Consider the following 26,978-nt stretch of genomic DNA (forward strand, 5'->3'; position numbering starts at 1 on the left):
TTTTTCGTGTTCCGCGATTCGTGAATCGCTGTATCAGTGCGTTCGGTGCTGTTGAGCAGGACATCGGGCGCTGCCTCCTGTCCACACGCCCAGTTGCACTCGCGTAACCGGGCAAGGCTGCTCCGGAATGCGAGGCTGTGGTAGTTGGGTCGTGTAACCGAGGCTGACCTGATCCGAATTCAGCGCCTGTGCGGGCATCAATTCGGGACTCACATGCATTTCGAGTTGTGCTCGCGCTTCGTAACCCAGGTAAAAACGAAGCAGCGCCATTACCTCACTATGATTTTCCCGACCCGGCATCAACCCGAGTACCGACTCGCGTGTTTGCGGTCTGATGACGATCCGCACCGCGTTGGCGCAATCGTAAAAGCCATGGCCAAGCAGGCATGCCTCACCGAGCGGAGTCTGCGGGTAACCTGCCGCGCTGATCCACACCGGGTAGAACTCCTCCACGGTAATTCGCGCATCCGGCACCGCGTGTTGCAACACGCCAATCAGACCTTCGGCCGTGCGCGTCTTCTGGCTTGCGAGTCCCAGCATCGACAGCAGCTTGCGCGTGCTCACGACAGGAGGAAGGTCTTGTGGAACGACCCCGGCGAGTTCAGGTGAAGTGATGCCGAGGCCGGCGAAGCTCAGCAGATAGCGCGAAATTTCATCTGCTCCGTTTTTCCTGAAACCAGCGGGATACCGATACTTGCGCCACACACGGTAATACTGCGTGAGCACCCGATGATGGAAAATGTCGAGGAATGCCGACATCGATTCAGCCCCCTCGCGATTTTGCGCAATCTCGTCGACAAAGTACGACGGCATACGGGCGTCGACACCGTACAGTCCAAGAAAAGTCGTGCGTATGTCGGGAGGTATCGCGGGATTATCAAGGTCGTATTCAACCGCATCGATTTCGCGGTTTGGAAAACCGAGTCGAGCACGCGAGCGAAAGCGAACCGGCTCAGACCCCGGCGAATCGGTCGTGCCGATGGGCGGCTGATCGGGTGCGGCAAGTTCGATCAGCTCGCAGAAGCGGAAGAAATTCATTTGCGTCGCGTCGGCGAGCAGTGCAGGCAGCAGCGGCCGGTCGGCGTAGTTAGTCAATTCCAACGCGAGCGCTTGCTTCGCTCCCCTGCGTTGCGGGCCGTTCAAAACGGTGCCCCTTCGCCTTTCGTATCAGGCCATTCGATTCTGCGGCCAGTTGGCTGTGACACGACCACCAGCTTCGTGAACAGGTTCAAAGTCGCGTACAGCGCAAGAAAGCGGTTCAGCATCCCGCTGAACAGTTCGATATCGCCGTCGCCGGCGAATGCGGCGCTGTCGAGTGTCACCTCGATCTCGACGCCACGTTGCAACCCGCCCTTGACAGGTTTTTGAAGCAGTCGGTGTTGTACGTCGGTGATCGCGTCAATTTTGCGCTTGTTCAGCTCACCGTCGGTCCAGTCATACAGGGCAAGACTCCCGCGCAAGATCTCCGCGTTTAGCAGCGACAGGTAGTTCGGCGCCAGATGTGACAGCACGCGCCATTGAAAACGGTCGCCGGCCGGTGGATGCACGGGCAGAGTCGGCGCGGTCAGGTTGCGCACCGCGCCGATATTGGTGAAGCCACCGCGCATACGGTTGATGCCTGCGTCGCGCAAGCCTTTTCGCGGCAACATGCCATTCGTGCCGGTGACGGATAGCGATAGCGTTTCCTGCGGTAGCGTGTCCTGGTGTTCCCACGCGTGGCCGCCCAGGACGATCCAGGTGTCGAAGCGGCCGGATGGGCCGCGTCGCGTACGCGTATGGAAATACCGTTCCGGCATTTCATGGCGCAGCATGCCGCCGCGATGACGGAACGCGGCGAATGGCGCATATTCGAAGCGCTGGCCAGTATCCGCCTCGAAACCTCGCACGTTATCGACCGAATACACGTCGACGTGATCGCCCCGTTGTTCAATCGCGTGTACACGATATTCCGTCTCATGCTGCGATGCCGTAATCGGATCCGCTTCGAGCGCGAAGAGATTGATGATCGGTGTGCAGTAGAGGCGCACGTTGTCGGCGGAGAAGCGCATGTCGTCCGGATACGGTTTCGCCAGTACCACTTCGACGTCGAAGTATTCAGCGGCCTGAGGGATCATCTGCATGTCGAGACCGAGGAGGTCTACGAACATGAATTTTTCCGGGAAGGTGAAATATTCAAGCAGCAGTTGGTAACCGCCAAACGCGTTATCGGCTTTTGGCCATAGGCGCTCATCTGCTGCAAATCCAGCAGCCTTGAAATGCAGCCCTGGCATCGGTTGCGGCGTACCCGGCCGGTCCTCCGGATAGCCCGGCACGCGCACGTGCACTGCCAGCGGATCCGCTGTTAGGGCGGCGTACAGCGCGAGCGCCACGGGCCTGTCGGCATTTAGAAAGAGCCGCAGACGCGGCACCTCCAGTTGTTCTCGTCTCGCCTGGGGCTGCACTTCCAGCCGCAAGCGCAACACGGAGCGGCCATCTTCCCTTGCGTATGCGTTCGCTTCGACGAGGCGTAAGGGGTAGAGGTCGACTGTTTGAGTTGTCCGGTAAATGCACTCGACGCCGTTGTCACCGATTCCAGAAGGAAGTCCCCGCGGGATCGGAGCGGACATTACCTCGAGTCCTGGCGCAAGTGTTTCATGCTTTTGCAGCGCTCCACTTTCTGGACTCAATTCAAGAATCGACAATGACGGAATCATCCGCAGATAGTGCGGCCACAGCATGCTGACGAGACCTTCTGTCAGTTCGGGCAATTCGTCGTCGAGCTTGTGGCGCAGGCGGCCCATCAGAAACGCGAATCCTTCGAATAATCGCTCGACGTGCGGATCGCGCTCGCCGATGTTATCGATGTTGAGCATGCGTGCGCGATCTGGAAACGCGCGTGCGAACTCCTTGCCCGCCTCGCGCAAATAGCGCATTTCCGTTTCATAGTAGCGGAGGATTTCGTTATCTCTGGTCGGATTGTTCATCAGCGGAATCTTTGGTCTTTGGTGGCGCCCGTGTTGACTCAGGCGAGCGTCACTGCGCGGGCTGGATCGATCGCAGTCAGTTCACCCGTCAGTACTTCGATGCGCTGCGCGAGTGTGTTTTTGTCCGCGTCCTTGCGGTTCATGCGGATTTTCAGAAGACGTAATAGGTGCTGCTTGGTTTCGAAGGCCAGCGATGGTTCCCAGATGGCAAGCTGGAAGCGCTGCACAGCGGCGTCGAGCATCGAGAGCAGGCGCAGTGCCGTATCGGGTCGCTCGGCGCGCTCAGCCACCCGGGCCATGACCAGGTGCCGCACGAAGTGGTCGCGTTCGCCCTCCTGCGCGGGCAAACGTTGCAACCATGAGAAGGCAGCGTCGAGTCCCTGCTGTGCAGCCAGATCCACGGCCTGGGCTTCGGTTTCTGCCCAATCGGTACCGGCCGATGAAACCGTCACCGGCGCAACGGTCTCGCCTCGTTCGACATTGCGCACTGTTGCATAACGAGCGATCCATTCGAGCGTGGCTTCGTCGGCGAAGAGTGAGCCGTCGGAGAACGCGAGGCGGTCAAGGCCCGGCAGACGTTCAAGCATGAGCGCGCAGTCGGTCGCAAGCAGATCCCGGACCTGGGCATATTCGCGGGCCGCCTGTTCCTGGGCACTGAATGCGTAATATTGCAGGTCCAGCCAGAAGTGATTCGCGCCCTCCGCGAACGCCGCCTCGACCCGGTCGAGTAGTTCCGGCCACTGCTTCTGCAGCATTAGCCGTTTGAGATGCGCGCGCAACTCGGCACGCGGCGGGACCAGCCGCGTCGTGCCGCCCACCTCGTGCGGCGGCACGTCGGTCAGCGTATCCCATCGCACGCAGCGCATCAGACGGTAGGCCGCCAGATAACCTTGCGGCTGCTCGCGGAGAAACTGCGCCATCTGACGGGCGCGATCAAGCAGATCGCGGGTCGACGTCACTTCGCTCGCTGCGGGCAAGGCGGCTGCGGGTAGGACCGCCTCTGACGGCATATCGCGATTCATATTCGCCGATGACAGCGGTGTCTCTACGCGTCCTTCGAACCGGCGGAGCAGCGGGTGCAGTTCTGGTCGCGCGGCTTCGGGCCATTGCGCTGCGCGTTCCGTGATCAGCGCGAGCGCCGACAGCGTGCGCTCAAGTAGCGTGTCGGTGAGTCCTTGCACCCGGTCGAGCCGGTCCACGAAAGTGCTACCCGCGAGCCATTCAAATGCAGCCTTGCGGGTTTCGGCGCGGACCGGCAGCAAGGTATCGCCGAAACGGTCGACCAGCGCCGAAAGCAGTTCGAACCCCGAAGCAACGCCTTCCGCGCCGTCACGACGCATGCGCCCGTAAACGTAGTAGACGGCGAGGCGCACGTCCTTGGCGTTGTGCTTGAGCAAACGCTCAGCAGTGTCGGCGATCAGCGTATCGTCGACGTCGGACAGCTTCGCAACTTCATCCTTGATGGCGAGGAAGTCGTCATCGTAATTGGGATCGGCGCCGGTCGGAGCGGCATCACTGATGGGCCGCAGCCAGTCGTCCCAGCGCCCTTGGGTGGACCGTGCGAGATCTGATGGTGCGCGCGTGCCGAATAGCGCGCTGAGAAGGTTTGTGAACATGACAGTCAGTGGTAGGCCGGTTTGAATTTCATAGGGGTCTCGGCCCGGCGGGCAGTGGGGTTTCGGCATGCTTCGCCGCGTCGAGCATCGCTTTTGGCAATGGCGGCGGCCCATCAGCCTGCGCGGTCTTCTTTGCGCCTCGCGCGGCGGCTGGACTCCTGCCCGCAAAGATGCGCGTCGGCAGCACGAAGCCCCTGAGCGCAAGCAGCTCGAGCGGACCGCTGGCGACGTCCGTGCGCATCAGGTAACTCAACGGCCAGGTGAGGTCGACCGAAGCCGGTGTCAGTGGCGCCTGGGCCGTCAGAGGGGTGCTGCCCTGCGCGTCGTCATCCGCTTGGTTATCCGCCGTCTCGCTCGTGCCGGTTGTCGTCGCGGCGCTGGTCGAAGCCGGCGCTAAGGCGGGCCGGTTCGCCTGCACCGGCTTCAGCGGCTTCGAGTCCGGGGCGCCTTGCCACGTCAACTGGTAGGTTGCGCTGTCGATCGGTTCGACCCGTGCGCGCTCCAGCATCCGCACCAACCCCCAGCGGCCGCCGAACTCGAAGTTCTTGCTGGTGCCTGCCTTTTCGGTTTGCCATTGCAGCCGGGTACCGAGGTCCTGCGGATTGTTGGACGGCCACGTCAGCGCCTGCCACGTTTCCTGCTGGTTGTAGTAGTGCAGCTTCTGGCCGTCCAGCGTGAGCAGGGTGTCGGTTACGCCCGGTGTCGGCACGGGCTTGAACTCGAACCGGTATTGCGGCTCGCCTTGCGAAAGCAGATGCCCGGCAATGCGCTGCAGCGTGTTCACCGCTTTCAGGAACGCCGGATCGAAGGCTAGCGCCTGACTACCGGTGGTCGCCGGCACCCATTGATCGCCCTGCAGTTCCAGCACGCCCGCCAGTTGGGAACTCAGGAAGGCACCGATCAGACCGCCCTGCGGGCGCAGGAAGCGCGCGAGCTCCGGCAGCGATGCATCGTTGTCGGTGTTGGCGAACGGATAGCGACCCGCGAATGAGCGGTTCCATGTCGTCACGATGGTTTGTCGCCACGCATCGTTGAGACTCGCCTGCGCAGGGAGCAAAACCGTCTGGGTTGCCTGGGTGACAGGCCGTACGAACAGCGCATCGCCCATACCTGCCCACTGTGCACCGAGGCTCGCTGCGATCAGTTGCGCGTAGGTCTGCGTGTCGGCCAATTCCGAGCCTTTGCCCTGGAACAGCGACTGGGCGACCTGCCTTGCCTGCGAATCGGCATCGGGGCTATCACTGATCTGCTGCAGCTTCAGGCGCAACGTGGTGATCCGTTCCATGAAGCGTTGCAGGCTGAGGTCGCTGTTTGCCGTAGCGCTGGCACTACCCTGCGCTACCAGACGCAGCACCGGGCCGAACGACGCGCCGAGTGGTCCTGCGGGGTCAGGTTTCGCCGTCTCTGGCGCTTCGGTCTTGCTGCCGAATATGTTCTGCGCCTTCGTCACCAGCGTGTCCGACAACGATTCCCTCAACGCGCCCGCGCCGCCCTGATACTCGATCGATTTCATCAGTGCGATCACGGGTGACTGACGAGCGTCGGCCATCAGTTTCAGCTGTTCGATCGCGGACGGCAGCGTTGTTGAAGGTTCCCATTGCAGGGTGTTCATGAAACTCTGCCAGTGATCCGCATAATCGGCGAAGTAGCGTTTTTCCAATTCCGCTTTCAACGCGTCAGGTGATTGAGCCGGTGCCTGCGGCTGGCCATTCTGAGCTGCCCGGATGTTCTGCCCATCGGTGAGCACCCAGTCGTTCGCGACCTCGCTGCGCTTCGCGGCATCATCGATTACTGACGCGATGGAGCCTTCATAGGCCTGGCGGGTGAACACGCCGGGGACCGTGACCGTCGAGTGGATAAGACCACGTGTGTCGGTGCCGGCCGTGAGCGAAGCAAGAGTCTGGTTACCGTATTTGTTGCCTACCGTATTCAGGACGCCCTGGTAAATCGTGTCTTCGGAATTCTTCACGCCGATCACGGCGAGTAGTGTCTGCCGCGAGGCGTCGATCAGATCCGCACGTGGCTGGATGTGCCAGTCTTCGTGCGTCTTCAGGTGTTGCGCGTAGAAGTCCAGCAGACGTTCGGACAGATCGAGTTTCTCGCCGGTCGGCAAGTTTGCATCCGTGTTCCAGTAATGGGGGAGCAGAGGGGCGATGAAGGCGGCGTCGGCGCGGCTGGGAGCGGCCATCATGAGATACGTCTTTAGCGTCTGGTGGCCGTCGAGCGCAAGCCGGCTGGTCTGGTCATCGAGTTGCGTCGTCTGCATCTGACTGAGGTCGACCAGTTGTGCTTCGAGGTTCTGCTGGACTGGTGTGATCAACAGCCGCTTGCTCGCTTGCGCGTAGGCGGGCCATAGAGCGGCGAGCACCTCGGTGTCGTGGTTCAGGCCGAAGCGGGACAGGAGCGGTGTGTGTTGCTGTGTGCGACGTTCGTACAGGTCGATCTGCTGTTGCAGCGCGACCAGTGCGCGCAAGCTTGATGCGGAATTGGGCGCCGTGGTCACCGTCCCGGCCGCCTGACTGGCGACGCGCAGGTCGTGCGCGTTCGACATCCCCGACGCAAGCATGCCGGCGGTCCATACGCCGATTGCAATCAGGGCGGCGGTGGAGAATACGGTCACGGGGTGCCAGCCGATGCGGCGGGCTGGTTCACGGCGGGCTGCTTCGCCCAGGTACCGCCAGAGTGGCAGGTCTGCGCTGGTCGGGCCGTGCTGCTTCGCTCCGGCGATCGGCATAGGGTGAGGTGCGAAGAAGACACCACTGGCCGGCTGGTGGCGGTGCCGGTTGGCCAGGCTGGCGATCCATCCTGCCAGCGGCGCGCTGCGTGTGTCGAGGCGCTCGGAGAGTTTCCCCGCGTAGTCGTCGTGACTGTTGTGGCTGAGTTGCGCGACGCTGCGATCGGCGAGGCGGTTGCGCACCGCGAGCAGGGCGGCTTCGACTAACTGTGCATTGGCCGCACGTGGGAATTCGCAGCCGATGACAGGGGTGGTGCCGCTCGTGACACTATCGGTCTGCGCGACGTCGAGCACGTAGATCGGTGCGGACCAGTGCAGTGCTGCGGCGATGCCTGCGAGCGTCACGCCGTAGGCGTTGGTGCCGCGGCGTTGTGTGGACAGGTCAGCGGCGCCGTCGAGGGTTAGCACGATCGCGTCGACGGGGCGGTGACGGCGCAGCTTGTACAGTTGTCTGAGCCAGGCCGCATCCGGTTGCTCATCGACGTCGGTTCTGCTCCACAGCAAGACGATATCCTGCGTGACCAACCATCTATGCCCGGTCAGCTCGGGCAACAACCGGCCGATCGCGGCGTCGTCACCCGTCAGCAGCAGCCACGGCAGGCGATAACGCCAGCGCCAGCCGAAATGGGTGCGAAGCTCGGCACGTAGTTCACGTAGCCCCGCGTCGTGCTTTGATTGCTCGCCGACCGTTTGCTCGGGTGAATGGGCTCCGGTCTCCTTTTGGAACACCGCGCCGATGGCCCGGAATGCTCCCATGCGCGAACAAAACAGCGTGAGCATTAGCGTGGCCGCAAGAACGCCGAGAATCCACAGTGAGGCGGTTTTCTGGTCTTCAAGGAGAGGCGTGCGCACCCAGCTGCCCTTGAACCAGACAAAGGTCAGCGCGACCAGGGCAAGCACGATGATCACCAGTGCGATGCCCCAAACCCCAATCGGGTTGACTTTCGACGCAGGTGGATCGATATGCTGCAGACGAACGAGATCCTTGATGTTATTCGGCTTCGGTTGGATCTTCATGTGTGATTTGCGGATGCGCGTACAAAACCGCGGATTGCACGGTCTGTGTTTGGTTGATGATGAGTTGCGGACCGGCCGTACCGGACTCAATGGCAGCGACGATAGCGAGCCAGCCAGCAGCAGAGCCGGCGTGACCGATGGTCCGGTCTGGAAAATGTTGCGCGTCCGCGCCGGCTATGCCCGTTAGCGACGCGTCGCCGAACGCGTGTGCAAGATCCGCGTCGCGATTGGCGGCAATGCCGCTGATCCACGCATGACGGACATCCTCTGCAACGACCTTGCCCCATAGCGCGGCCATCGGCAGGCTCTCGTCCAGCTTGTCCAGTGTCGTTGCCACCGGGCGATGCAACGTGCCGACAGCCGGTCCGATCGATGCATTCGCGCACAGCAGAACCGCGACGCCACCTTCCGTGCTGCCCGCGGGCGGCGCGTCGTGCCATTCAGCGGCGATCACAAGGAGCGGTCGTTGCTCGCGGGCATCAAGCCATGCATCGGCCAGCATCAGGCCGTCGTCTGCCGATGTGACGCTGCACTCCAGCGGTGGGAAGCGGAGACGGGCTAGTGCCTCGCGTACTTGCTGAACGCGAGATGACGCGTTATCGGGGCGGGCGGTGACGAGCCGCACGACAGGCGTGGACTGCGGTCCCGACTGCGACAACATTTGCACCGTATTTGCGAGGGGAGACAGTACCTGCTGGATCACCAGACTGAACCCGTCCGGTTTGGCGCGAGCGGCTTCTGGCAGAAAGGTCGTTGCAGTTGCTTCCGCTTCGGCGACTGTTCCGCCTTGATCGAAGTCTGGCTCAGGAATGGCAGTTGGCTCGATATCCGGCAAGCGTGTATGGAGAATATGTCCGGCACCGTTGCGCGGTTTTTGGGCTGTCATGATCGACTGGCCCGCGATGATCGTGGGCACTAGCGCCTTGCCGTCCAGGGGAAAATGGTACGCATACCCCAGCACATAAAGCGGTTGTTGAGCATAGGCGACGCGTTCGCGCAGCCAGTTCTGCCGATGCTGGTTGCGATACAGCGCGTGCAGGTATGCCGTCTCATAGCCAGTACGGGCGACGCCGAGCAGCAGAGCGAACAATGCGTTTGGTGCGCCGACAACACATAGCCAGAACCACGCGCCTTGGGTTGGCGTGTGCGCGGGCCACAGTAGCAACGCGGCGCACGCGCCAATTGCGAAGCACAGCGCCCAGATACCCAGCCATGGCAGAAAGCGCGGACCGTGCGCCGGATAGGCACTCGGCTGGCCGCCGCGTGTGAGATCGACGGGCATGCTCAGGCGATGTTCATATTTTCAACGGACGAGATCAGCCGGCAGCCACACGCGCACCGATGATGATGCAGCGCGATCGGCAAGCCCTTATCGGTCACGAACGGGTGGCCTTCGGCGATCACCGTTTTACCGTGTTGGTCGCAGATCGCCGAGTCTCCTTTGCGGGCGACGAAACGGCCACCAAAATCCATATCAAATGAGCCGCTTGTGACGCGGCCGCCGTTTTCCAGTGCGTCGCCGACGCGGATGAGGTTTTGCACACTTATTCCTCGTTGAAGTGGATGGACTTGATCATTTGCATGAAGATGTCGTAGCTGAAACCCTCCGCCAGGTTTGCGGTTCTCCTGCGAAGCAAGCATGTGCTTGTGAGTTCTCCCGACATTTTTTCATTGCCGATGAGCAGGTGCACGCAGCGGTTCTTTGGCGCGTAGGTCTTGCAATAGTCGTTGTTGCGGCGACTACTCGCCTTCCCATAGACTTCCTCAGCAATCCAACCGTGCCAGTTGGCTCCGGAAATTGGCGTTATTACGGTCCGAAGGAGGTTGTGGCATCCATTGCCGAAACTGTATTGGGGTAGAAGCCGAACATCGCTGCCAGTTTGCTCGAACGCAGTATCGTGGCCGCTACCTGTTGCGAGCCAGTCATCGATTCCCGTAGGGTGTATGCCCATAGAGATATACCTGCTTGTCCGTTCCGGATCGTTTGGATAGCGTGAGTAATCGATGCCTAACGAGGTGCCGCGGTCCTCTTTATAGGAGCCTGTACAGCCAAGCTTGATTTCCTCGTCATACCAATTTTTTTGAGAGGGATAGAGCAGACTGAGTCCGCAGCGCTTGACGTCGTCAACTTGCAAGGGCTTCATTGGTGCGACGAGATCTGTGTAATTAGCACTCTGAGATGCAGATGGAAGGTTATGGGGGAGCGCCGGACGGATGAGAATAACCTGTAGCGATCCTACAAGACACCAGACAAACAAACTTCGAACAAATTTCACCGTAGTTATCCTGGATATGTTTGCTCGGAACTTCATGGAGAGCAGCTATTTCGATTCAAATAATCGAGAGCATGATGCGTCATCAACCAATACGCGTTGATTCTTCGATACGTCCCACACTCCCGGGTACGCATCGTCTGAGCAGTTCATCGCGGCAGTCGGCGCTACAAACCGTCCGTCCGGCGAGATGATTGCCGACCCAGCGTCGCCGGACCCGTTGAAAGCGCGCCTACGCTGCTCGGAAAGCTTCCGTCCGGGTACATATGCCCCGTTCAGCGTAATAAGATTCTTAGAGCTACCGAGGCGCGCAACAGTGGCTAGGTAAAGGAATGGTTGGACATTTACAAAATCAAGTGCGACGTAGAGACCCTTGCTCAGATTTACGTCCGCCAGAACGCCAACTCTAGTTGGAATCGAGGATATGTGTATCGGTACGGCCGCATTGCAGTTTGCTAGCGATTTGATGGGTACATATCCTCGCCCCGATACGATCAGTGCTGTCTTGTCGAAACTTTCGACGGCAAATCGCGGCGCCTGGTCCAGCTGGCAGGTGCGTGATTGACCATTCGCAGAGATCCTTACGGTGTTTCCGGTTACGCTAAAATTCTCATCGGCTGACGCCGAAAGCACGTAGCTGCCGAGAAGGAGAGGCAGCACTAGCCAATGGTTTTTTTTCATATCACACCAGTATTTCTTTTGCGGCACGCGTGAACAGTAATCTCCCAGCGTCGTTTAGATAACCGCCGTTGATTGCATACGTGACGGCTCGCGAAATGAGCCGTTCAGCTTGCCGTTCGGAAGGCGTAACCGCAACGCGGGGAGGATCTCGGTCTATCTCGCTAGCGACACGTGGTCGGTTAAATCTCAAATAGAATCCTCCGCTGTCAACGCAATTCTCAGGCAAGGCTACCCGCTCTGGATCCCCAATTTGCGCTGGCCGCTTCGTCATTGCTGCTCTATTGTGGGAAATGAATGCCGGATCGGTCCACCATGACTTGGAGAATGTGACAGTTGAGATCCAACCACGGAACACCCAATAGTCAGCATAGTTACTTCGGCCGGTTAACTGTTTGAATCCGCGGCCGCGGAACTTCTGGGCATCCTCGCGATCGCAATTGCCATTTTTCCAGTCATACGAGCCGGTAATGCGTACGCCAGCGCTATTGAATTTCGCGGATCGAAACCATGCGTCGTCTTCTGTAGGGAGTTTCCCATACCAGTGTCCGATGCTTGTTTCCAGCAACAGAGACGCAGGATTTCTGACCGTTCCATGAAAGCCGTTCGCGTCGAGATATCCACGCATGCTTGTTTCTTGCATCAGAGTCAGCCATGCACTCTCTACAGCGCCTTGCCCTAAGAAATGTGCTTGTCTTATAGGTGTTGTAAGACCGTACTTTCGCAGCGCGAAATTCAGAGGAATCAAATATATCGATCGTAGTTCCGAGGGACGCGGAATTTGGGTGTGGCTATAGTTCCGGTCAGCGTAAATTCTCTCGAATTCAGCGATGCTCAACCAGCCGCATTTCCTGAAATGCCGAATAAAAGCAGTCGGATGAAAGTACCAAAGCTTCCCGCCAGCAGGCAACCCCGTGTGATCCCAGAACTGAAATGACTTCAGCAGGTTAAGGAATTTCGTGTAGCCCGCGGCGTTACCGTCGTAGAACTCGTCCGGGTCTTTCAACTTCCGGTAACGTTCCTCGTTGTGCGTGCTGTCCCATTCACTCGGCGCTTCACACACGAACCCACGCAATTGCTCGCGCACACCGTCCGTTGCCTTCACATAGCGGACCAGTGCATCTTCTTTCTGGTACTCCTCAGTCAGCGCAGCTTCCTGTGGCGTCTCATGTTCCTTCGCGTCCTTCAGGATTTTCTTCAAGGTGTCGATATCGCACAGCCCGTCCGCATCGAATGGTCCGTTACCCTCGCTGATTTTCTTCCAGCCCTTGAAGAACGGAAAATCCGCATCAGACAACTTCAGCACGGCGCGATTGTTAACGTCGATGTAGCCCTTCCGGCCCGTAGCAAAGGCAACCTGCGCCCAGGTAGCACGTGCCGCTTCCGGCAGCGTGGTCGGCGTACCAAGAATGCGCCCGAAGCGCAGCAGTTCATACCCGTCGCTCGGACAGGTCGCATACAGCGCGGTTGCCCGTTTGTAGAGGTCGTATTCGTAGTTCGGCTCGCGGAGCGGCTGCTCAGTTAGCAATTCGAGCCGGCTACCGCCCGCATCTCGCCAGACCTTTGTGAACTTTTCCCCTTTGTGAAACCAGACCTCGACGTACAGCGTGTCGGAATTCTGTCCCGCGTCCAGTTGTTCGAAGGGGATGCCGTGAAGCTTCTTATTGGCATCCGTACCCGGCGGCAGCGGCAGAAACTGCTGCTGTGGCGGAATGACGTAGTAACTGCTACCCCAGTAGTCGGTCGTGGTAGGTGTGACGACCTGTTCGTGGCCCAGTTGGGTAGCACCAAAATACGCGTCGAAATCCGGCTTCGTCATGAAGATTTCGAAGTGCAGGTGCAACTGGCCGTGGCATCGCCCGGCCAGGCCGAGGATGTCCTTCCGATAGATCTTTCGACCGCCGCCGGCCTGAGCTGAAGCGACAGCCGGCGGATGCATATTGGGTCCAGGTGACGCCGTTCGCAGGAACGACGGCAACACGTCCGTGTGAAAACCATGGTCGTTATAGCCATCGAGTTCCAGCAGATGCATGTAGAGCGAATAGAACGTCAGCTTGCGTCCTTCGCCTGTGTCGGTCGTGTGTTTGAGCAGCACAAAGCCGGCATTGCTGTCCGGCGCGCCGCCACCGCCGTCGAAAGCATGCTGGCACACCCGATAGGCTACGACTTCGCCGTCTGCAATCGCGCGAACTTTCTCATTCTGCAATCTCGGCGCCAGATGCATGCCGGGATGCCAGCGGCGATCGAACGCTATGGGATAAATACCGTGGGCCAATTCAAATTTGTCAACCGCATCCATCATCGGATCGATCGCGTCCGGATCGCTGGAGCTGATGCCAGCTTCGGGCAGAAATGGTGGGCTAATAATCATCGGTACTGGCGCGTCATTTTGTAGAAATCTGGTTCGTCATGCACATCTCTCTTCAACTCCGCTCATTGGCTCGCAGTTGCTGCGCTGGCTGCGGCACTTGCCGGCAGCGGTGCGTCGACGAACTCGACAGATTCGAGGATTGCCTTGATCTTCCACAGTTGATTGCGTTTAGGCCGGGCAAGCCATACGACGGGAGTATCCCCACACAGCGCGTACGCGTTGTGTATCAGACAGAAATGGAAAACTCGCGCCCGGCTTTTCTCATCGCCGGTTGTGTCATCTGCGGTATATGCTCTTCCGATCCAATTCTTTCCTTTTAGTTTAATTGTCCGGAAGCGTGCCTTCTCGTCAAAGGGTACGAATTCGGGGCCACCGACTGGCCCGTAATTTAGGCAGCGACCGTCGGCATACCTTGCGTTCAATGCAACTGTTAGCCGTTTTTCGGTGGCGTCAATGCAGAAAAGACTAAAACCATCATTTAGCGCGGCCATTGGGCCTGTGAGCGGTAGGTAATATGAACCCTGTTGCGGTGGCGAGCTATCCGGATGCGGCACGTCGAAATCCCCACCGAACATATTCGTGATTCTGAAGCGACATGGGCCGACGGTATGCTCCACAGAAACTGCCGTTGTGGTTGTGGTTGCGCTCGCCGCCGACACAACATGCTTGGCCTTCGCGCCACTGAAACACGTCAATGCGACAAGCCCGGCTATGCATAAGGAAGCGCTCTTTATCTTCAACTGAGTACTCCTGTGTCTCACCCATGACTGATAGTCTGCGGCATGCCCTGTGCCACGACAGATCGTGCTGATAATCATCGTCATTAGCGTGTAAAGCTGTAAAAATCCGACGCCTTGAAGTCGCTCTGCGGCAGAACGGGCGTCGGAGTACCAAAACTTTGAGGACCCTCGAACCTGAACGAAGCCGCCTTAATCCGGAAGTCGCCCGGACAAATGATTTCAACGTTGCCGTTTTCGATCTTGATACAGGCCCCACCACTCGTCACGACAGCTTTGCTGCGGCCGGCGATCAGGACGTCCTCATTCGCACTGGCAATGTGAAGTTGCTTCGACGCGAACAGATCCAGCGCGTCGTTCTGCGCCTGAATTTCCAACTTGCCCTTGGTCGCAAAAAGCTTCAGTCCAAGCTTATGTGCACACAGCGAGATCAATTCGCCAGCGGCCAGCGTGAAACGCTTCACGGCGCTGACGTCCACGTGCCTGCCCGCCGTCAACATCACGTTTTCGCCGGCAGCCTGCTGGATAGAGCGCGGCGTGACGAGCGCGACACCGGCTGGAGCGCTGGCGATGAGGCCGGCATCCTTCAGCTTGTCCAGCGCATCCTTCAAGCTGGCCTGCGTTGATTTGTCGGCCGGCTCCGCGTTGGCCGCAGTCGTGGCATCCACAAGACCCACAACATGTGAGAGTGCAATTTGTAGCTGCGTGAGCGCCGCCTGCATGTCCAGTTGCTGTCCCCCCGCGCCGGGCTGATCGTCCGCCGAGATAAACATGCCCTTGCCCGCACGGATTGCCCCCCAACCCGATGTGCGCAGCTCGAAGCCCTCGCCGCGCTTCTGGCGTTTGCCGTTGACAATGTGTCCCAAGGTCAGCTGACTTTTGCCCGAATGTTCGGTAGAAAGCTTGACGTGTTCCTCACTCTTCCAGTCTTCAAACTGGAGCTTGTTGTCGCTCTGCGTGCGGATTACATTGCGCGAAAGCCACCTATCCTGATTCGTAATCAGATCCACGGCCTGGCTGTGGTGGTGAAACGCCGAGATATACGGCTTGTCGGGATCGCCATCGCGGCATTCGATCACCGCTTCCGTGCCGTCCAGCGCCGGGAAGTGGAACCCGGTCTGCAAGGCGCCTGCGAACGGCTTCGCGAGGCGCAGCGGCACGCTCTCGCCACCCGGATTCCATTCGTCGAAATCAAGGTCGAAACGCACTGTGTAGTAGCCTTGCTGGGTCAGATACGCGTACTTGTACTGCCCTGGAGAACTCACCCTTGCGCTCAGGGTGCCAGTGATCCTCGGCCACCTGTGGTCTTCGAGCTTCAGGCGGAAACGCCGGTCCGACGGGATCGCCCGGAAGGTATTGCTGTAGGCCTCGTCACGCGCGCCACGGTGCGTCACTTCGATGACCACCTGGCCCTTGGGCGCATCCTCCAAGGGCACTTCTTGCGGGGCATCCGGCAGATCCTTGTCCATGCGCAGGATCCGCGCCGGCCGCAGGTCCAGCACATTGCTTCCGCCTTCGTAGGCTATCTGCCAGGCGATCGCCGCCTCGTGGCGCAACTGCGCTTCCCACTTCGCACCGTCCTGGTCCAGGTGGTGTGTTCCGTAGATGTATGGCTGACCATAGGTAGTCGTGTCCTTGCTGGCCACATTCGCTTCGGCCCTGAACCGCTCCCACGCCCGGTCCGGGTTGTAGTCGGCCACTACGAACGACTGCGGTACCGTCTGCGCATGGGTCTGAAGGGCGAACACAGCCTCGACACCGGCCTCCAGACCCGCCGACTCGCGGTACGGCACTTTCAGTTCGGGGACGTAAAGGTAGTGGTCGATGTCATCAGCGAAAACCACCACGTCGCCGTGCTCGCCCTCAGTGATATAGCAATAGATGCCTTCTTTCTGCATCAGCATCTGGACATAGGCGAGGTCCGCCATCTGGTACTGCATCCGGAACTTGTGCTGCGGATACTGGCGACGCAGTTTGAAAACAAACTGATGACCCTTGAAGTCGTGCCGCCGCAGGATCGCCTCGATGATCTCCGGCGCGGTCTGATACTGGTAAATGCGGCTGGTGCGCACGAGTGTCAGTCGCGCGATATGCGCCTCGACGACGATCTCATAGCTGCTGAAATCCTTCGTCGTCTTTGTCTTCGAGAAGCGGGTAATGCAGCCGGAGAACTTCCGTGGCGCAGCATCCTCGCGGACGATCGAAAACACTGCGTCCTTGCCGAGGTAGTCTGACCTTGACAGGCGGTCCTGGTGCGTAAGGATGATCGTGATCCGGTACGGCTCGCCCATACGCTCAGTCGCCTCGAACGACACAACCGACAGGTCCTTTGCGTTCGCCGTGCCCGGCACGTCGACGAAGTACGGCTGTCGTCCGGTGATTGCCATACTCTGATTTTCGTAAGTTCCGATTTTCTTGAGCAGATCCGCCATCGTCGCATCTCCGTTTCATCGCAACCGACGGGACAAAGCGTGCGGTTTGTCTATGTCGATTCGATGCCTGTGTTTGGGGTCAGGAAGGTAAACATTTTTCGCAGTCCTGTGAACTGACTTGAACGCTTTTGTTGAATTTTGACAAAAACCATACTTTTCCTACAGGAAAATCTACAGATCTCGTGATATCAATTGCGACTTGGATTGGTAGTACTGATCGTTACTTAAAACCAAAAGGACTCGAAGATGAGTAACAGCTTCCAGAATGAAGTGCCGAAAGCTCGCATCAACCTGAAACTCGACCTGCACACAGGAGGCGCGCAGAAGAAGGTCGAGCTACCGCTCAAGCTGCTGGTGATGGGTGACTACAGCAACGGTCAGGACGGGCGGGCGCTCGCCGAGCGCACCAAGGTTGACATCAACAAGAACAACTTCAATTCGGTGCTGGCGGACTACAACCCGAAGGCGAGGATTGCGGTCGAGAACACGCTTGCCAGTGACGGTTCCGAACTGCCGGTCGTTCTCGACTTCAGATCGATGGACGATTTCAAACCGGACGCGGTCGCAGCCAAGGTACCTGAACTACGCGGGCTGATGGCCGCCCGTAACCTGCTGCGCGATCTCAAGTCGAACCTGCTTGACAACGCGATGTTCCGCCGCGAACTCGAAAAGATTCTCAAGGACCCGGCTTTGTCCGAGCGCCTTCGCAACGATCTGCAGAAGATCGGTGAGGCAGCGCCGTCCGCTCCGCAGTCTGCCCAATAACCGCCCGGTCACTGAGGAGTTTTGCACCATGGCAAAAAACGAAACACGGCTTCATCAATCAACCGGGTCGGACACCGTTGTCCTCGAGGCCAAAAGCGTCTACGAGTCTCTTTGCGAAAAAATCAACCTGACACCGGTCACCTCAACACGCCCGTTCGAGTCATTCCAGAACGCGGACGGGCTCGCAGAGTCGTCGCTGGACGAGCGCGTTGCCCAGGCGATGAGCGTCTTCCTGAAGATGATCAAGGATTCGTCCCAGCACGTCGATCGTCTGGACAGAAGTCTGCTCGACTTTCATATCGAACACCTTGACCAGCAGATCAGCCGTCAACTTGACGCGATCATGCACAACGAGACCTTTCAGCGGATCGAATCGGCATGGCGTGGGTTGAAGTTCCTGGTTGATCGTACCGATTTCCGCAAGAACGTCAGGATCGAAGTGCTTGACGTATCGAAGGATGCGCTGCGCCAGGACTTTGAAGACACGCCGGAAGTCATCCAGAGTGGCCTGTACCTGCATACGTATATCCAGGAATACGACACGCCGGGTGGCCAGCCTATCGGCTCGATCATCTCGAACTACGCGTTCGACCGTAGCACGCAGGACATTACGCTGCTGCGCAACATATCGAAGGTGTCAGCCGCCGCACACATGCCGTTTATTGGTTCGGTGTCGCCGAAATTTTTCGGCAAGGAGTCGATGGAAGAGGTGGCAAGCATCCGCGACATTGGCAATTACTTCGATCGCGCCGAATATCTGAAGTGGAAGAGCTTCCGCGACTCGGACGATGCGCGCTACATCGGCCTCACGCTGCCACGCTTCCTCGCGCGTCTTCCGTACGGTCCAGAGACAGTTCCGGTACGCGCGTTCAACTACACGGAAGCAGTCAAAGGTCCGGACCATAGCCGTTACCTGTGGGCGAATGCATCGTTCGCGTTTGGCGCGAACATGGTGAGGAGTTTCATCAGGAACGGTTGGTGTGTGCAGATCCGCGGTCCTCAGGCGGGCGGTCTCGTTGAAGACCTGCCGATCCACCTGTACGACCTTGGCACTGGCAACCAGGCAAAGATTCCTAGCGAGGTGCTGATTCCGGAAACGCGCGAGTTCGAATTCGCCAATCTAGGTTTCATCCCACTTTCGTACTACAAGAATCACGACTTCGCGTGCTTCTTTTCAGCGCATTCGGCACAGAAGCCGGCACTTTACGACACGAAAGAAGCTTCAGCGAACAGTCGCGTCAACGCGCGCCTGCCGTATATCTTCCTGCTTTCGCGCATCGCACACTATCTCAAGCTGATTCAGCGCGAGAACATTGGCACAACCAAGGACCGGCGCCTGCTGGAGTTGGAACTTAACACGTGGGTCAAGACGCTCGTGACGGAGATGACTGATCCGGGCGACGACCTGCAGGCGTCGCACCCGTTGCGCGAAGCGAAGGTGATTGTCGAGGATATCGAGGACAACCCGGGCTTCTTCCGCGTGAAGCTGTTCATCGTGCCGCATTTCCAGGTCGAAGGGATGGATATCAATCTGTCACTTGTCTCGCAGATGCCCAAGGCCAAGAACTGAGCATCCATTGCAGAAGTAGTTATCGCCGCGATGTGCTGAGAGGGCGCGCGCGGCGAATGATCCGCAGGGTACCGGTGGATTGCTGATCGATCCGCATATAAACCAATGAAGATGAAGATAACAAGACCGCTGTGGGCTCAGGGGATTTTCATGACACCCCAGCATTTCCAGCAGCAGGCCCTGTGGGACCGGTTCGCCGATGAGCGTGTCGCGCGTATTGCCAGTCCTGAGCCGTGGGGAATAAGCAGGGTTGCCTTGGACGCGCACGCACTGGCGATCCATCGGCTTCAGATGACCACGCTGGACTTGCGGCTACCTGACGGCACGTTTGTCGATAGTGAAACAGCCGACTGGCTGCCCGCCGTACGCGATCTGGGCGATGTCCCTTCGGACACGGAGGCCGTGGTCGTACTGGCAGGCCTGCCGCTCTTCGACGCGCAAGGCGGCAACTGCATCGAGGCGGGCGTGAAGCCCGCTCGTCCACGCCGTCTAGTCCGCGAGTATCTGCAAGTCGCGGACCTCAACGGTGAAGGCAAGGAAGAAATTAGCGTCGAGCGTCATGCATTGGCGCTGCTGTTCGACTTCGAAAAGTATGGCGACTACGTAACGTGTCCGGTCGCCCGCCTTGTGCGCAATGCGCAAGGCCACTTCGAGATCGACCCAACATTTGTGCCTCCGTGTCTCGTTCTGTCGGCAAGCAGCCAATTGACGGCACGCATGAACCGCTTGGCAGAAGTGCTTGCCGCGAAAAACGCGAGTCTCGCCGTGCGTCGGCGCGAGCGCTCCGACCAGATCGCCGACTATGCGGTTGCGGACGTATCGCTATTCTGGCTGCTTCACAGCGTGAACAGCACGTGGCCCGAACTCGCAAGACTGTGCCAGGCGCCGCATCAGCATCCCGAGCGCTTATACGGTGTGCTTGCGCGCCTTGCCGGTTCATTGCTCACGTTCTCGACCACCGAAACGCTTCAGGCGATCCCGCCGTACGACCATTACGCGCCCGAACCGGTGTTCGCGGAACTGGAATCGCTGATTCGTACATTGCTCGACACAGTAATCCCGTCGCGCGTTGTGCCGATTACGCTCGAGCGTGCAAGAGGAACGGTTTGGGTCGGAAAAATCAACGACGAACGGCTCGTCGAAGGGGCTGACTATTACCTGTCGGTCCAGTCCGGCGTGCCGGCTCACGTATTGCTTGAGCAGTTGCCGCGCTTGTGCAAAGCAGGTGCTCCGGATGAAGTCGAGCAGATTGTAAATTCGGCGTTACCGGGTATCCCGTTGCGCGCGATGTCGCGCCTGCCGGCAGCCATCCCGATCCGCATTGAGAATCAATATTTCGCGCTCGATAGCACGCACCCCGCGTTCCAGCGAATGGTCGCCGCGCGCGCGTGCCAGTTTTACGTCCCGGCTTCGATTCCAGACGTGTCGCTTGAACTCTACGCGGTGCTCCCGACATGACGTCCGTCGAAACTGCCTACCCTACGCTCCTGCCGGTCGCGTTGCGCGACACGGCGTTAACGGTCACGAGTCTGTCCAGTGACGCCGCGCCGGCATCGTCCTTTGACGACTTCCGCCGCAAATGCAAAAAACAGATCGAAGGGCTCCGTGCAGAGCTGAGGTCGGCAGGGCATCCACGCGACGTGGTCGAAGATGCGGCCTATGCGCAATGCGCATTGCTCGACGAAGCGGCACTCAACATGCTCAAGGGCAGCGACCGCGATGCCTGGGAACGTGAACCTCTGCAGGTGGTCGAGTTCCAGAGTCACGATGCTGGCCAGGAACTCATTACTCGTATCGAGCGGCGTCTGGCCGAGCCGCAACCCGTGCTACCGCTTCTCGCCATCTTTGGCGCCGTGTTAAGTCTTGGCTTCACCGGCAAGTTCGCGATCGACGGACGTGATGCGCGTGCGGCGCTGATGCGCGCTGTCGATGAGCGCCTTGCCCGTGGTATCGGCCGCACGGACCCGACAGGTGCCGTGATAGTCACGCAAGGAGTCGGACATCGCTGGCTCGACAAGCTGTCGCCAATTGCATGGGTCATGATTGCCAGCGTCGCCGCGGCGGTCGTCTATTTCGCGATTGATCAATGGCTAAACGCCTCGATCGCCCAAATTGCGCAATGACGGGGATACGCTTGTCTGGTTATCCCTATCGAACGCTTTTTGTATGGATTGCGACGCTCGCGCTGATCTGGCTTGCGGCGTTCTCGCCGTGGTCGTTCACGTGGAATGCAGTTTGTGCAGCCCTGGTCGTTCTCATGGTGGTCGTCGCCATCGTCATTGCGACGCGACGCATCCGTGAGCTCCGGCAAGCCACACGGTACGTGCTATCCGCGATCGATACCGCGCTGGCTTCACTGCCATCCGACATCAAACGCAATACGCCACTGGTAATCGTCGTCGTCGGCGCACCGTACATCGAACGAACGGTCCGCGAGACACGTCCCGAAGGAACACCTCTCGAGGAAGGGGGAGACCCTGAAGGCTCGCTCGCGGACCTGTTTGGCCCCGACCTCGTGCGCATTACCGACACGGCAATCTGGGTGCGCTCAAATGATCCGACACGGCTCGCGCAACTAGCGGACGCGCTCAAGCGGTGGCGCAATGGTCAAGGTCCGGATGCGGTCGCGTATCCGATCGCCGCTGACCGGATCGACAGCCAGCCCAGTTTGGCTGCCGCACTGAAGCGCTGGCGTGTGGCCATCGCCGAGGCGAGCCGTGCTGTCGGCTATCCGTTACCGGTGTGTGTCGCAGTGTACGCGGAGGAAACCGATCCAGCGGCCGACGACTGTCCCTGGTTTGGCGTCTCTGGCGGCGGCGACCTGCGGATCGAAGCCTTGCCTGCACTCGTCTCGTCGCGTCTCGAGCATTACACGCGCGTGGGCATGTCAATCGACCCTGAACCCCGCGCACGTCGCGCTGCACGACTGGACGCCCTCGCACGCTGGGCCTGCGACGCAGTGCTACCTGCACTAATCGACGTTCAGCGCGGCAGTCACCCGTTGCGCGTCAACGGGTTCGGCGTAACCGCGATCGAAGGGCGCCCATCCCCGCACTCGCTATACAGCCAGTTCGTTGCGTCCATTACCGGCTTGGCACTTTCTACCGTCAACGGCGCGCGACTCGCCTGTCCGTTTCCAGAGACGCTAATCCGTGGCATCCCGCCTCAACCTGTAAGACGATCTTTGCCGCGGGCACTGGCTCATACATTCGCCTGTCTTGCGGCGTGCTTCTGCGCTGCTGCAGCCGCTTCGGCCTGGCAGAATCGCGGGCTGGTTGAACGTGTCGTGGCTGACATATCCCGCTACAAGGCAATCGTGCCTGGCCAGGATGCGGCGCGCGTCGACGCGCTGAAGGCAGTCAAGCGCGACCGTGACGAACTCGAGCGCTACGCCACCTCCGGTGTGCCGCCACGGCTGGGACTGGGTCTCTATCGAGGCGCGCCGCTGTTGCCGATCGCCAATGCGCTGATTGCAGGCTATCAGCCGCCGGCACTGCCGCCGCCGACCATCGAACTCGACAGTCTGTCGCTGTTCAGTACCGGCAGGGCTGTCCTGAATCGCGGTTCGAACCGCGTTCTGGTCCGCGCGCTGGAAATGATCAAGGCGCACCCGGGCAAGCGCGTTCTTGTCGCCGGCCATACCGATTCGGTGGGCGGTTCATACAGCAATCTGAAACTCTCCGAGGCGCGCGCCGCCTCCGTGCGCGACTGGCTGGCAGATGCTTCCGGTATCCCGCCGACGCACTTCGCGATTCAAGGCTACGGCGACACCCGCCCGAAAGCCTCCAATGACACAGAGGCTGGGCGTGCGGCTAACCGTCGTGTCGAAATTACGCTCATTCCTGACTGTCGCGACGATCGCAGTAGCGGTTTAACCCCCCAAGGCCATCCGGCCTGTTCATTCGAGTAAAAGGAGAAAAAACAATGGCAATTCCTGCATACATGTGGATCAAGGACGATGGCGGCGCCGATATCAAGGGTTCAGTGACGGTTCAGGGCCGCGAAGGCAGCGTCGAGATCGTCGCGCTCGATCATGGCGTGAACATCCCGACCGATGCGAACACCGGCAAGTTGACCGGCACGCGCGTGCACAAGCCGATCACCTTCACGAAGGAAACCGACGCATCGACGCCGTACCTTTACAAGGCGGTGACAAGTGGTCAGACGCTCAAGTCAATCGAGATCAAGTGGTACAAGATTGATGACGCGGGTAAGGAAAAAGAATACTTCAACACGAAGCTCGACAACGTGAAGGTCGTAGCGGTCAAGCCGAAGATGCTGGATATCAAGAACCCGGCCTACGAAAAGCACAATCATCTGGAAGACGTCGAACTGCGCTACGAGAAAATCACGTGGTCGTATAAGGACGGCAACATCATCCACGCCGATAGCTGGAACGAACGTTCGTAGAAGGGACGAGTCACGGTGCCTCTTCACTTCTCCCGCGGGGGCACCGTCTTTAACGCACGTACCGTCCTCAATCCGGTTCGTGCGATTTTTATCTATATCGCTCCTGCTATCCATTGCCATGACTGTCCGAGACCCTTCTCAATTTCTGCGCCGCCTCAACGATCATTGCGCCCGCTCGCTTGCCGAGGCGGCCAGCCTGTGCGAAATGCGCGCTCATCGCGATATTGAAATTGAACACTGGTTGATCAAGCTGCTGGAGTTGGGCGAAGGCGACCTCGTGGCGATCGTGCGCCGTTATGAACTCGACGCGGACGGCATCTGGAACGGCTTGCTCAGCGCGATCGACCGGCTTCCGGGCGAGTTGCGCGGCAAACCAGGTCTCTCCCGTCGGCTCGGACAATTGCTGGAAGCGGCATGGATGTACGCCTCGCTTGATGCTCGTGCCACCTCGATCCGCTCGGCGCACCTGCTGGCCGCGCTCGCTGACGCTCCCCATCTGTTACGCGCGCCGGACGCGTGGCCGTTGCTCTCCGTGTCGGCTGCGCAGATCGGACGCTTGATGCCTGCACTCGACAGGATGTCGGTGGAAGCAGCGGGCGCATCTATACAGCCAGACGGCGATGCCGATACTGCGTCTGAGCGCGTGAGTAGAGCGCCTGGCAATGCCGAGGTCGGCTGCGCCACGGACGAAACCGCATTTCACGCCGCTTTCAGCGATCAACCCTCATTGCCGGTAGCCAGGTCGCGCGGACCCTTTCCCGGGCAGCCGGGATCTGACGCGCTGCAACACTTCACCGTCGACATCACTCAGAAAGCGCGCGACGGCAGAATCGATCCGGTTTTCGGCCGGGATGTGGAAATCCGGCAGATGGTCGATATTCTTGCACGGCGCCGTAAGAACAATCCGATCCTCGTCGGCGAACCGGGTGTCGGCAAGACTGCGCTGGTCGAAGGACTCGCGCTGAAGATCGCTGAAGGTGACGTGCCGGCGGTGATCCGCGAAGTCAGCGTGCTAACGCTCGACCTCGGTCTGCTTCAGGCTGGTGCCGGCGTCAAAGGCGAATTCGAGCAGCGACTGAAGAATGTGATCGACGCGATACAACGGTCGCCGACACCGATCCTGCTGTTCATCGACGAAGCGCATACGCTGATCGGCGCGGGCAACGCCGCAGGCGGCGCAGATGCTGCTAATCTGCTCAAGCCGGCACTGGCGCGCGGCGAACTGCGCACGATTGCCGCAACCACCTGGTCCGAATACAAGCAGTACTTCGAGCGCGACGCTGCACTCGAACGGCGTTTCCAGATGGTCAAGGTGGATGAGCCCGACGATAACAATGCATGCCTGATGCTGCGCGGCCTGAAGGAGCGCTACGCGAAGCACCACGGCGTGCACATCACCGACGCGGCGGTCTCCGCCGCGGTGCGTCTCTCGCGTCGCTATCTGACCGGCCGTCAGTTGCCGGACAAGGCTGTCGATCTGCTCGATACTGCTGCGGCGCGCGTCCGTATGAGTTCGGAAATCACCCCCATCGCGATCTCCGCCTGTCACGCCGAACAGGCTGCGCTCCAGGTCGAACGCAGTGCGTTAGTCGAGGATCATGTCGCCACGTCCGTGGATGTCGGCGAACGGCTGGTCGCGATCGACATTCGCCTCGCCAATCTCAAGGTCGAACTCGATGCGCTTGAATCCACGTTCGCCGAACAGAAAGATGCCGTTGCCACGCTGCAAAAACTGCGTGAACAATGGCACGCGGCAGCGGAAGAAAGCGCACGTCGCGACTTGCAACAATCTATTCGCGCCGCCCATGAAGTACTGGCCAGACACGGCGCCGACGCGTTGATTCAAGCGGAAGTGGACGAAGCGGCCGTTGCCCGCGTGATCGCCGATTGGACCGGCGTGCCGGTCGGCAGTTTGCTGGAAGACGAACTCGCGACGCTGCTCGAGATCGAGACGCGCCTCGGCCGTGTCGTAGTTGGTCAGGATGGCGCTCTCGCCGCGCTTGGCAAGAGTCTGCGCGCCGCCAAAACTGGCCTCACGTCTGACGAAGCGCCGCTTGGCGTGTTTTTGCTGGTTGGTCCGTCTGGCGTGGGCAAGACGGAAACGGCCCGCGTGCTGGCCGACCTGATGTTCGGCGGGGAACGTGCGCTGATCACAATCAACCTGTCCGAATACAAGGAAGCACACACGGTCTCGCAACTGAAGGGCTCTCCGCCGGGTTATGTCGGATACGGAGTGGGGGGCGTATTGACGGAAGCCGTGCGCCAGCGCCCGTACAGCGTGGTTCTGCTGGACGAGGTCGAAAAGGCGCACCGTGACGTGCTGAACCTGTTCTATCAGGTGTTCGACCGTGGCTTGATGCGCGATGGTGAAGGCCGCGTGATCGACTTCCGCAATACGGTGATTCTGATGACGTCGAACCTTGGCAGCGAACAGATCATGGCCGCGACGGAGGCTGTCGCGGAGGCCGGCGACATTACTACTTCGATGCTGATGGAAACGATTCGGCCGCTCCTGATCGAGCACTTCCAGCCGGCGCTGCTCGCGCGTTTCCAGACCGTCGTGTACCGGCCGCTTTCAGCCGGGGCGCTGGCGTCGATCGTGCGAATGAAACTCGACAAGGTGGCACATCGCATCGAGCGCCGGTTTGGCGTACCGCTCGTATGTGATGACTCGCTGGTACGCGAACTTGTGCGCGCGTGCCAATTACCTGACTCCGGCGCGCGCAATATTGACAGTCTGCTCGATCAGCAGATTCTGCCGATCCTGTCGCGCGGATTGCTCATACGCGTGGCCGCGCGGCAATTGCCACGCGAAATTACGCTGTCGTTCACCGAGGAAGGTGGCATTGCGGTGAACTTTGACAGCACGATTGAGGCAGCGGTATGACCCGCGGTGGGCCGGGTCTCTTCGAGGCGGTGACGGGTCATTTTGCCAACGGCGCTGCCGTCGCTGATTTCGATGCCGCGACTCAGACCTTCCTGTCCGTGCAGGACAATATCCAACGTATCCTGAACAGCCGGCGCAACGGGCTCGCGCACCTTCCCGATTACGGACTCGACGACTTGTCGGAAATCTATCGCCATTTGCCGTCGTCTGCGCACAAGCTCAGAGGTGCGATCGAGGCGACGCTACTGAAGTACGAGCCACGCCTGGAATCGATCGACATCGATATCGAAGACACCGAACCGGGCATGTTGCTGAGTTTCACGATGGGGTGTCATCTGCGTCAGGCAGGGCTGGTTCGCTTCGGCACGCACTTCACGCCCGATGGGCAGACGCGACTCAAGATGCTGCAGGCCGATCATGACCGCGACTAACGGGGCGGCGTGTCCGGATTGCGTCGGCCTTCGGCGAACTGCTACCCAGGCCCAAGCTGGCACCAACAATTTCCAATAAGAAACGAACGCACAA

18 protein-coding genes are annotated in these 26,978 nt (G+C 59.6%); 8 read left to right on the forward strand and 10 right to left on the reverse strand.

The features are described 5' to 3' along the window. Positions 1 to 33 precede the first annotated feature (33 nt). From tssG to ACUN0E_RS07630, 10 genes are all read right to left on the reverse strand, one after another. Positions 34 to 1,038, reverse strand: coding sequence for a type VI secretion system baseplate subunit TssG (gene tssG, locus ACUN0E_RS07585; protein WP_445570396.1), 1,005 nt, complete (start codon positions 1,036 to 1,038; stop codon positions 34 to 36). Between the two features lie 101 nt (positions 1,039 to 1,139). After that, positions 1,140 to 2,963, reverse strand: coding sequence for a type VI secretion system baseplate subunit TssF (gene tssF / locus ACUN0E_RS07590; protein WP_445566151.1), 1,824 nt, complete (start codon positions 2,961 to 2,963; stop codon positions 1,140 to 1,142). Between the two features lie 38 nt (positions 2,964 to 3,001). After that, on the reverse strand, positions 3,002 to 4,579 hold the full coding sequence (tssA, locus tag ACUN0E_RS07595) for a type VI secretion system protein TssA (RefSeq protein ID WP_445566152.1): 1,578 nt from the start codon (positions 4,577 to 4,579) through the stop codon (positions 3,002 to 3,004). 28 nt (positions 4,580 to 4,607) lie between these two features. Continuing rightward, complete coding sequence (locus ACUN0E_RS07600; protein WP_445566153.1) at positions 4,608 to 8,330, reverse strand: ImcF-related family protein; 3,723 nt, start codon at positions 8,328 to 8,330, stop codon at positions 4,608 to 4,610. Beyond that, positions 8,305 to 9,612: a hypothetical protein gene (locus ACUN0E_RS07605; RefSeq protein WP_445566154.1), complete on the reverse strand. Its 1,308-nt coding sequence runs from the start codon at positions 9,610 to 9,612 to the stop codon at positions 8,305 to 8,307. Before ACUN0E_RS07605 ends, ACUN0E_RS07600 begins: the two co-directional genes overlap by 26 nt. A gap of 2 nt (positions 9,613 to 9,614) precedes the next feature. After that, positions 9,615 to 9,872: a PAAR domain-containing protein gene (locus ACUN0E_RS07610; protein ID WP_445566155.1), complete on the reverse strand. Its 258-nt coding sequence runs from the start codon at positions 9,870 to 9,872 to the stop codon at positions 9,615 to 9,617. 2 nt (positions 9,873 to 9,874) lie between these two features. Further along, complete coding sequence (locus tag ACUN0E_RS07615; protein WP_445566156.1) at positions 9,875 to 10,606, reverse strand: hypothetical protein; 732 nt, start codon at positions 10,604 to 10,606, stop codon at positions 9,875 to 9,877. Between the two features lie 679 nt (positions 10,607 to 11,285). Next, positions 11,286 to 13,652, reverse strand: a complete 2,367-nt coding sequence (locus ACUN0E_RS07620) for a peptidase M23 (protein WP_445566157.1) — start codon at positions 13,650 to 13,652, stop codon at positions 11,286 to 11,288. A gap of 62 nt (positions 13,653 to 13,714) precedes the next feature. Further along, complete coding sequence (locus ACUN0E_RS07625) at positions 13,715 to 14,392, reverse strand: hypothetical protein (protein WP_445566158.1); 678 nt, start codon at positions 14,390 to 14,392, stop codon at positions 13,715 to 13,717. 83 nt (positions 14,393 to 14,475) lie between these two features. Then, positions 14,476 to 16,821, reverse strand: coding sequence for a type VI secretion system Vgr family protein (locus ACUN0E_RS07630; protein ID WP_445566159.1), 2,346 nt, complete (start codon positions 16,819 to 16,821; stop codon positions 14,476 to 14,478). A gap of 246 nt (positions 16,822 to 17,067) precedes the next feature. Here ACUN0E_RS07630 and tssB point away from each other — a divergent pair, with 246 nt between their 5' ends. The 8 genes from tssB (at position 17,068) to tssE (ending at position 26,884) form a co-directional block, all read left to right on the forward strand. Beyond that, positions 17,068 to 17,586 carry a type VI secretion system contractile sheath small subunit gene (gene tssB, locus ACUN0E_RS07635; protein WP_445566160.1) on the forward strand — a complete coding sequence of 173 codons (519 nt, stop codon included), beginning with the start codon at positions 17,068 to 17,070 and terminating at the stop codon, positions 17,584 to 17,586. Positions 17,587 to 17,614: 28 nt separating this feature from the next. Further along, complete coding sequence (tssC, locus tag ACUN0E_RS07640; RefSeq protein WP_445566161.1) at positions 17,615 to 19,156, forward strand: type VI secretion system contractile sheath large subunit; 1,542 nt, start codon at positions 17,615 to 17,617, stop codon at positions 19,154 to 19,156. A 111-nt stretch (positions 19,157 to 19,267) separates the two neighbouring features. Beyond that, positions 19,268 to 20,614 (forward strand): type VI secretion system baseplate subunit TssK, encoded by a 1,347-nt coding sequence (gene tssK, locus ACUN0E_RS07645; RefSeq protein ID WP_445570397.1) that lies wholly within the window; start codon positions 19,268 to 19,270, stop codon positions 20,612 to 20,614. Next, positions 20,611 to 21,279: a DotU family type IV/VI secretion system protein gene (locus tag ACUN0E_RS07650; RefSeq protein WP_445566162.1), complete on the forward strand. Its 669-nt coding sequence runs from the start codon at positions 20,611 to 20,613 to the stop codon at positions 21,277 to 21,279. Before tssK ends, ACUN0E_RS07650 begins: the two co-directional genes overlap by 4 nt. After that, positions 21,276 to 23,066, forward strand: coding sequence for an OmpA family protein (locus ACUN0E_RS07655; RefSeq protein ID WP_445566163.1), 1,791 nt, complete (start codon positions 21,276 to 21,278; stop codon positions 23,064 to 23,066). Before ACUN0E_RS07650 ends, ACUN0E_RS07655 begins: the two co-directional genes overlap by 4 nt. Before the next feature lie 14 nt (positions 23,067 to 23,080). After that, the gene (locus ACUN0E_RS07660) at positions 23,081 to 23,566 is read left to right on the forward strand and encodes an Hcp family type VI secretion system effector (RefSeq protein ID WP_370712168.1); all 486 of its coding nucleotides are present in this window, start codon (positions 23,081 to 23,083) and stop codon (positions 23,564 to 23,566) included. Between the two features lie 118 nt (positions 23,567 to 23,684). Continuing rightward, positions 23,685 to 26,453, forward strand: a complete 2,769-nt coding sequence (gene tssH, locus ACUN0E_RS07665; protein WP_445566164.1) for a type VI secretion system ATPase TssH — start codon at positions 23,685 to 23,687, stop codon at positions 26,451 to 26,453. Then, entirely contained in the window at positions 26,450 to 26,884 is a 435-nt protein-coding gene (tssE, locus tag ACUN0E_RS07670; protein WP_445566165.1) for a type VI secretion system baseplate subunit TssE, read from the forward strand. The genes tssH and tssE overlap by 4 nt, the downstream gene beginning before the upstream one ends. Positions 26,885 to 26,978: the final 94 nt, after the last annotated feature.

The organism is Paraburkholderia sp. D1E (assembly GCF_052682275.1).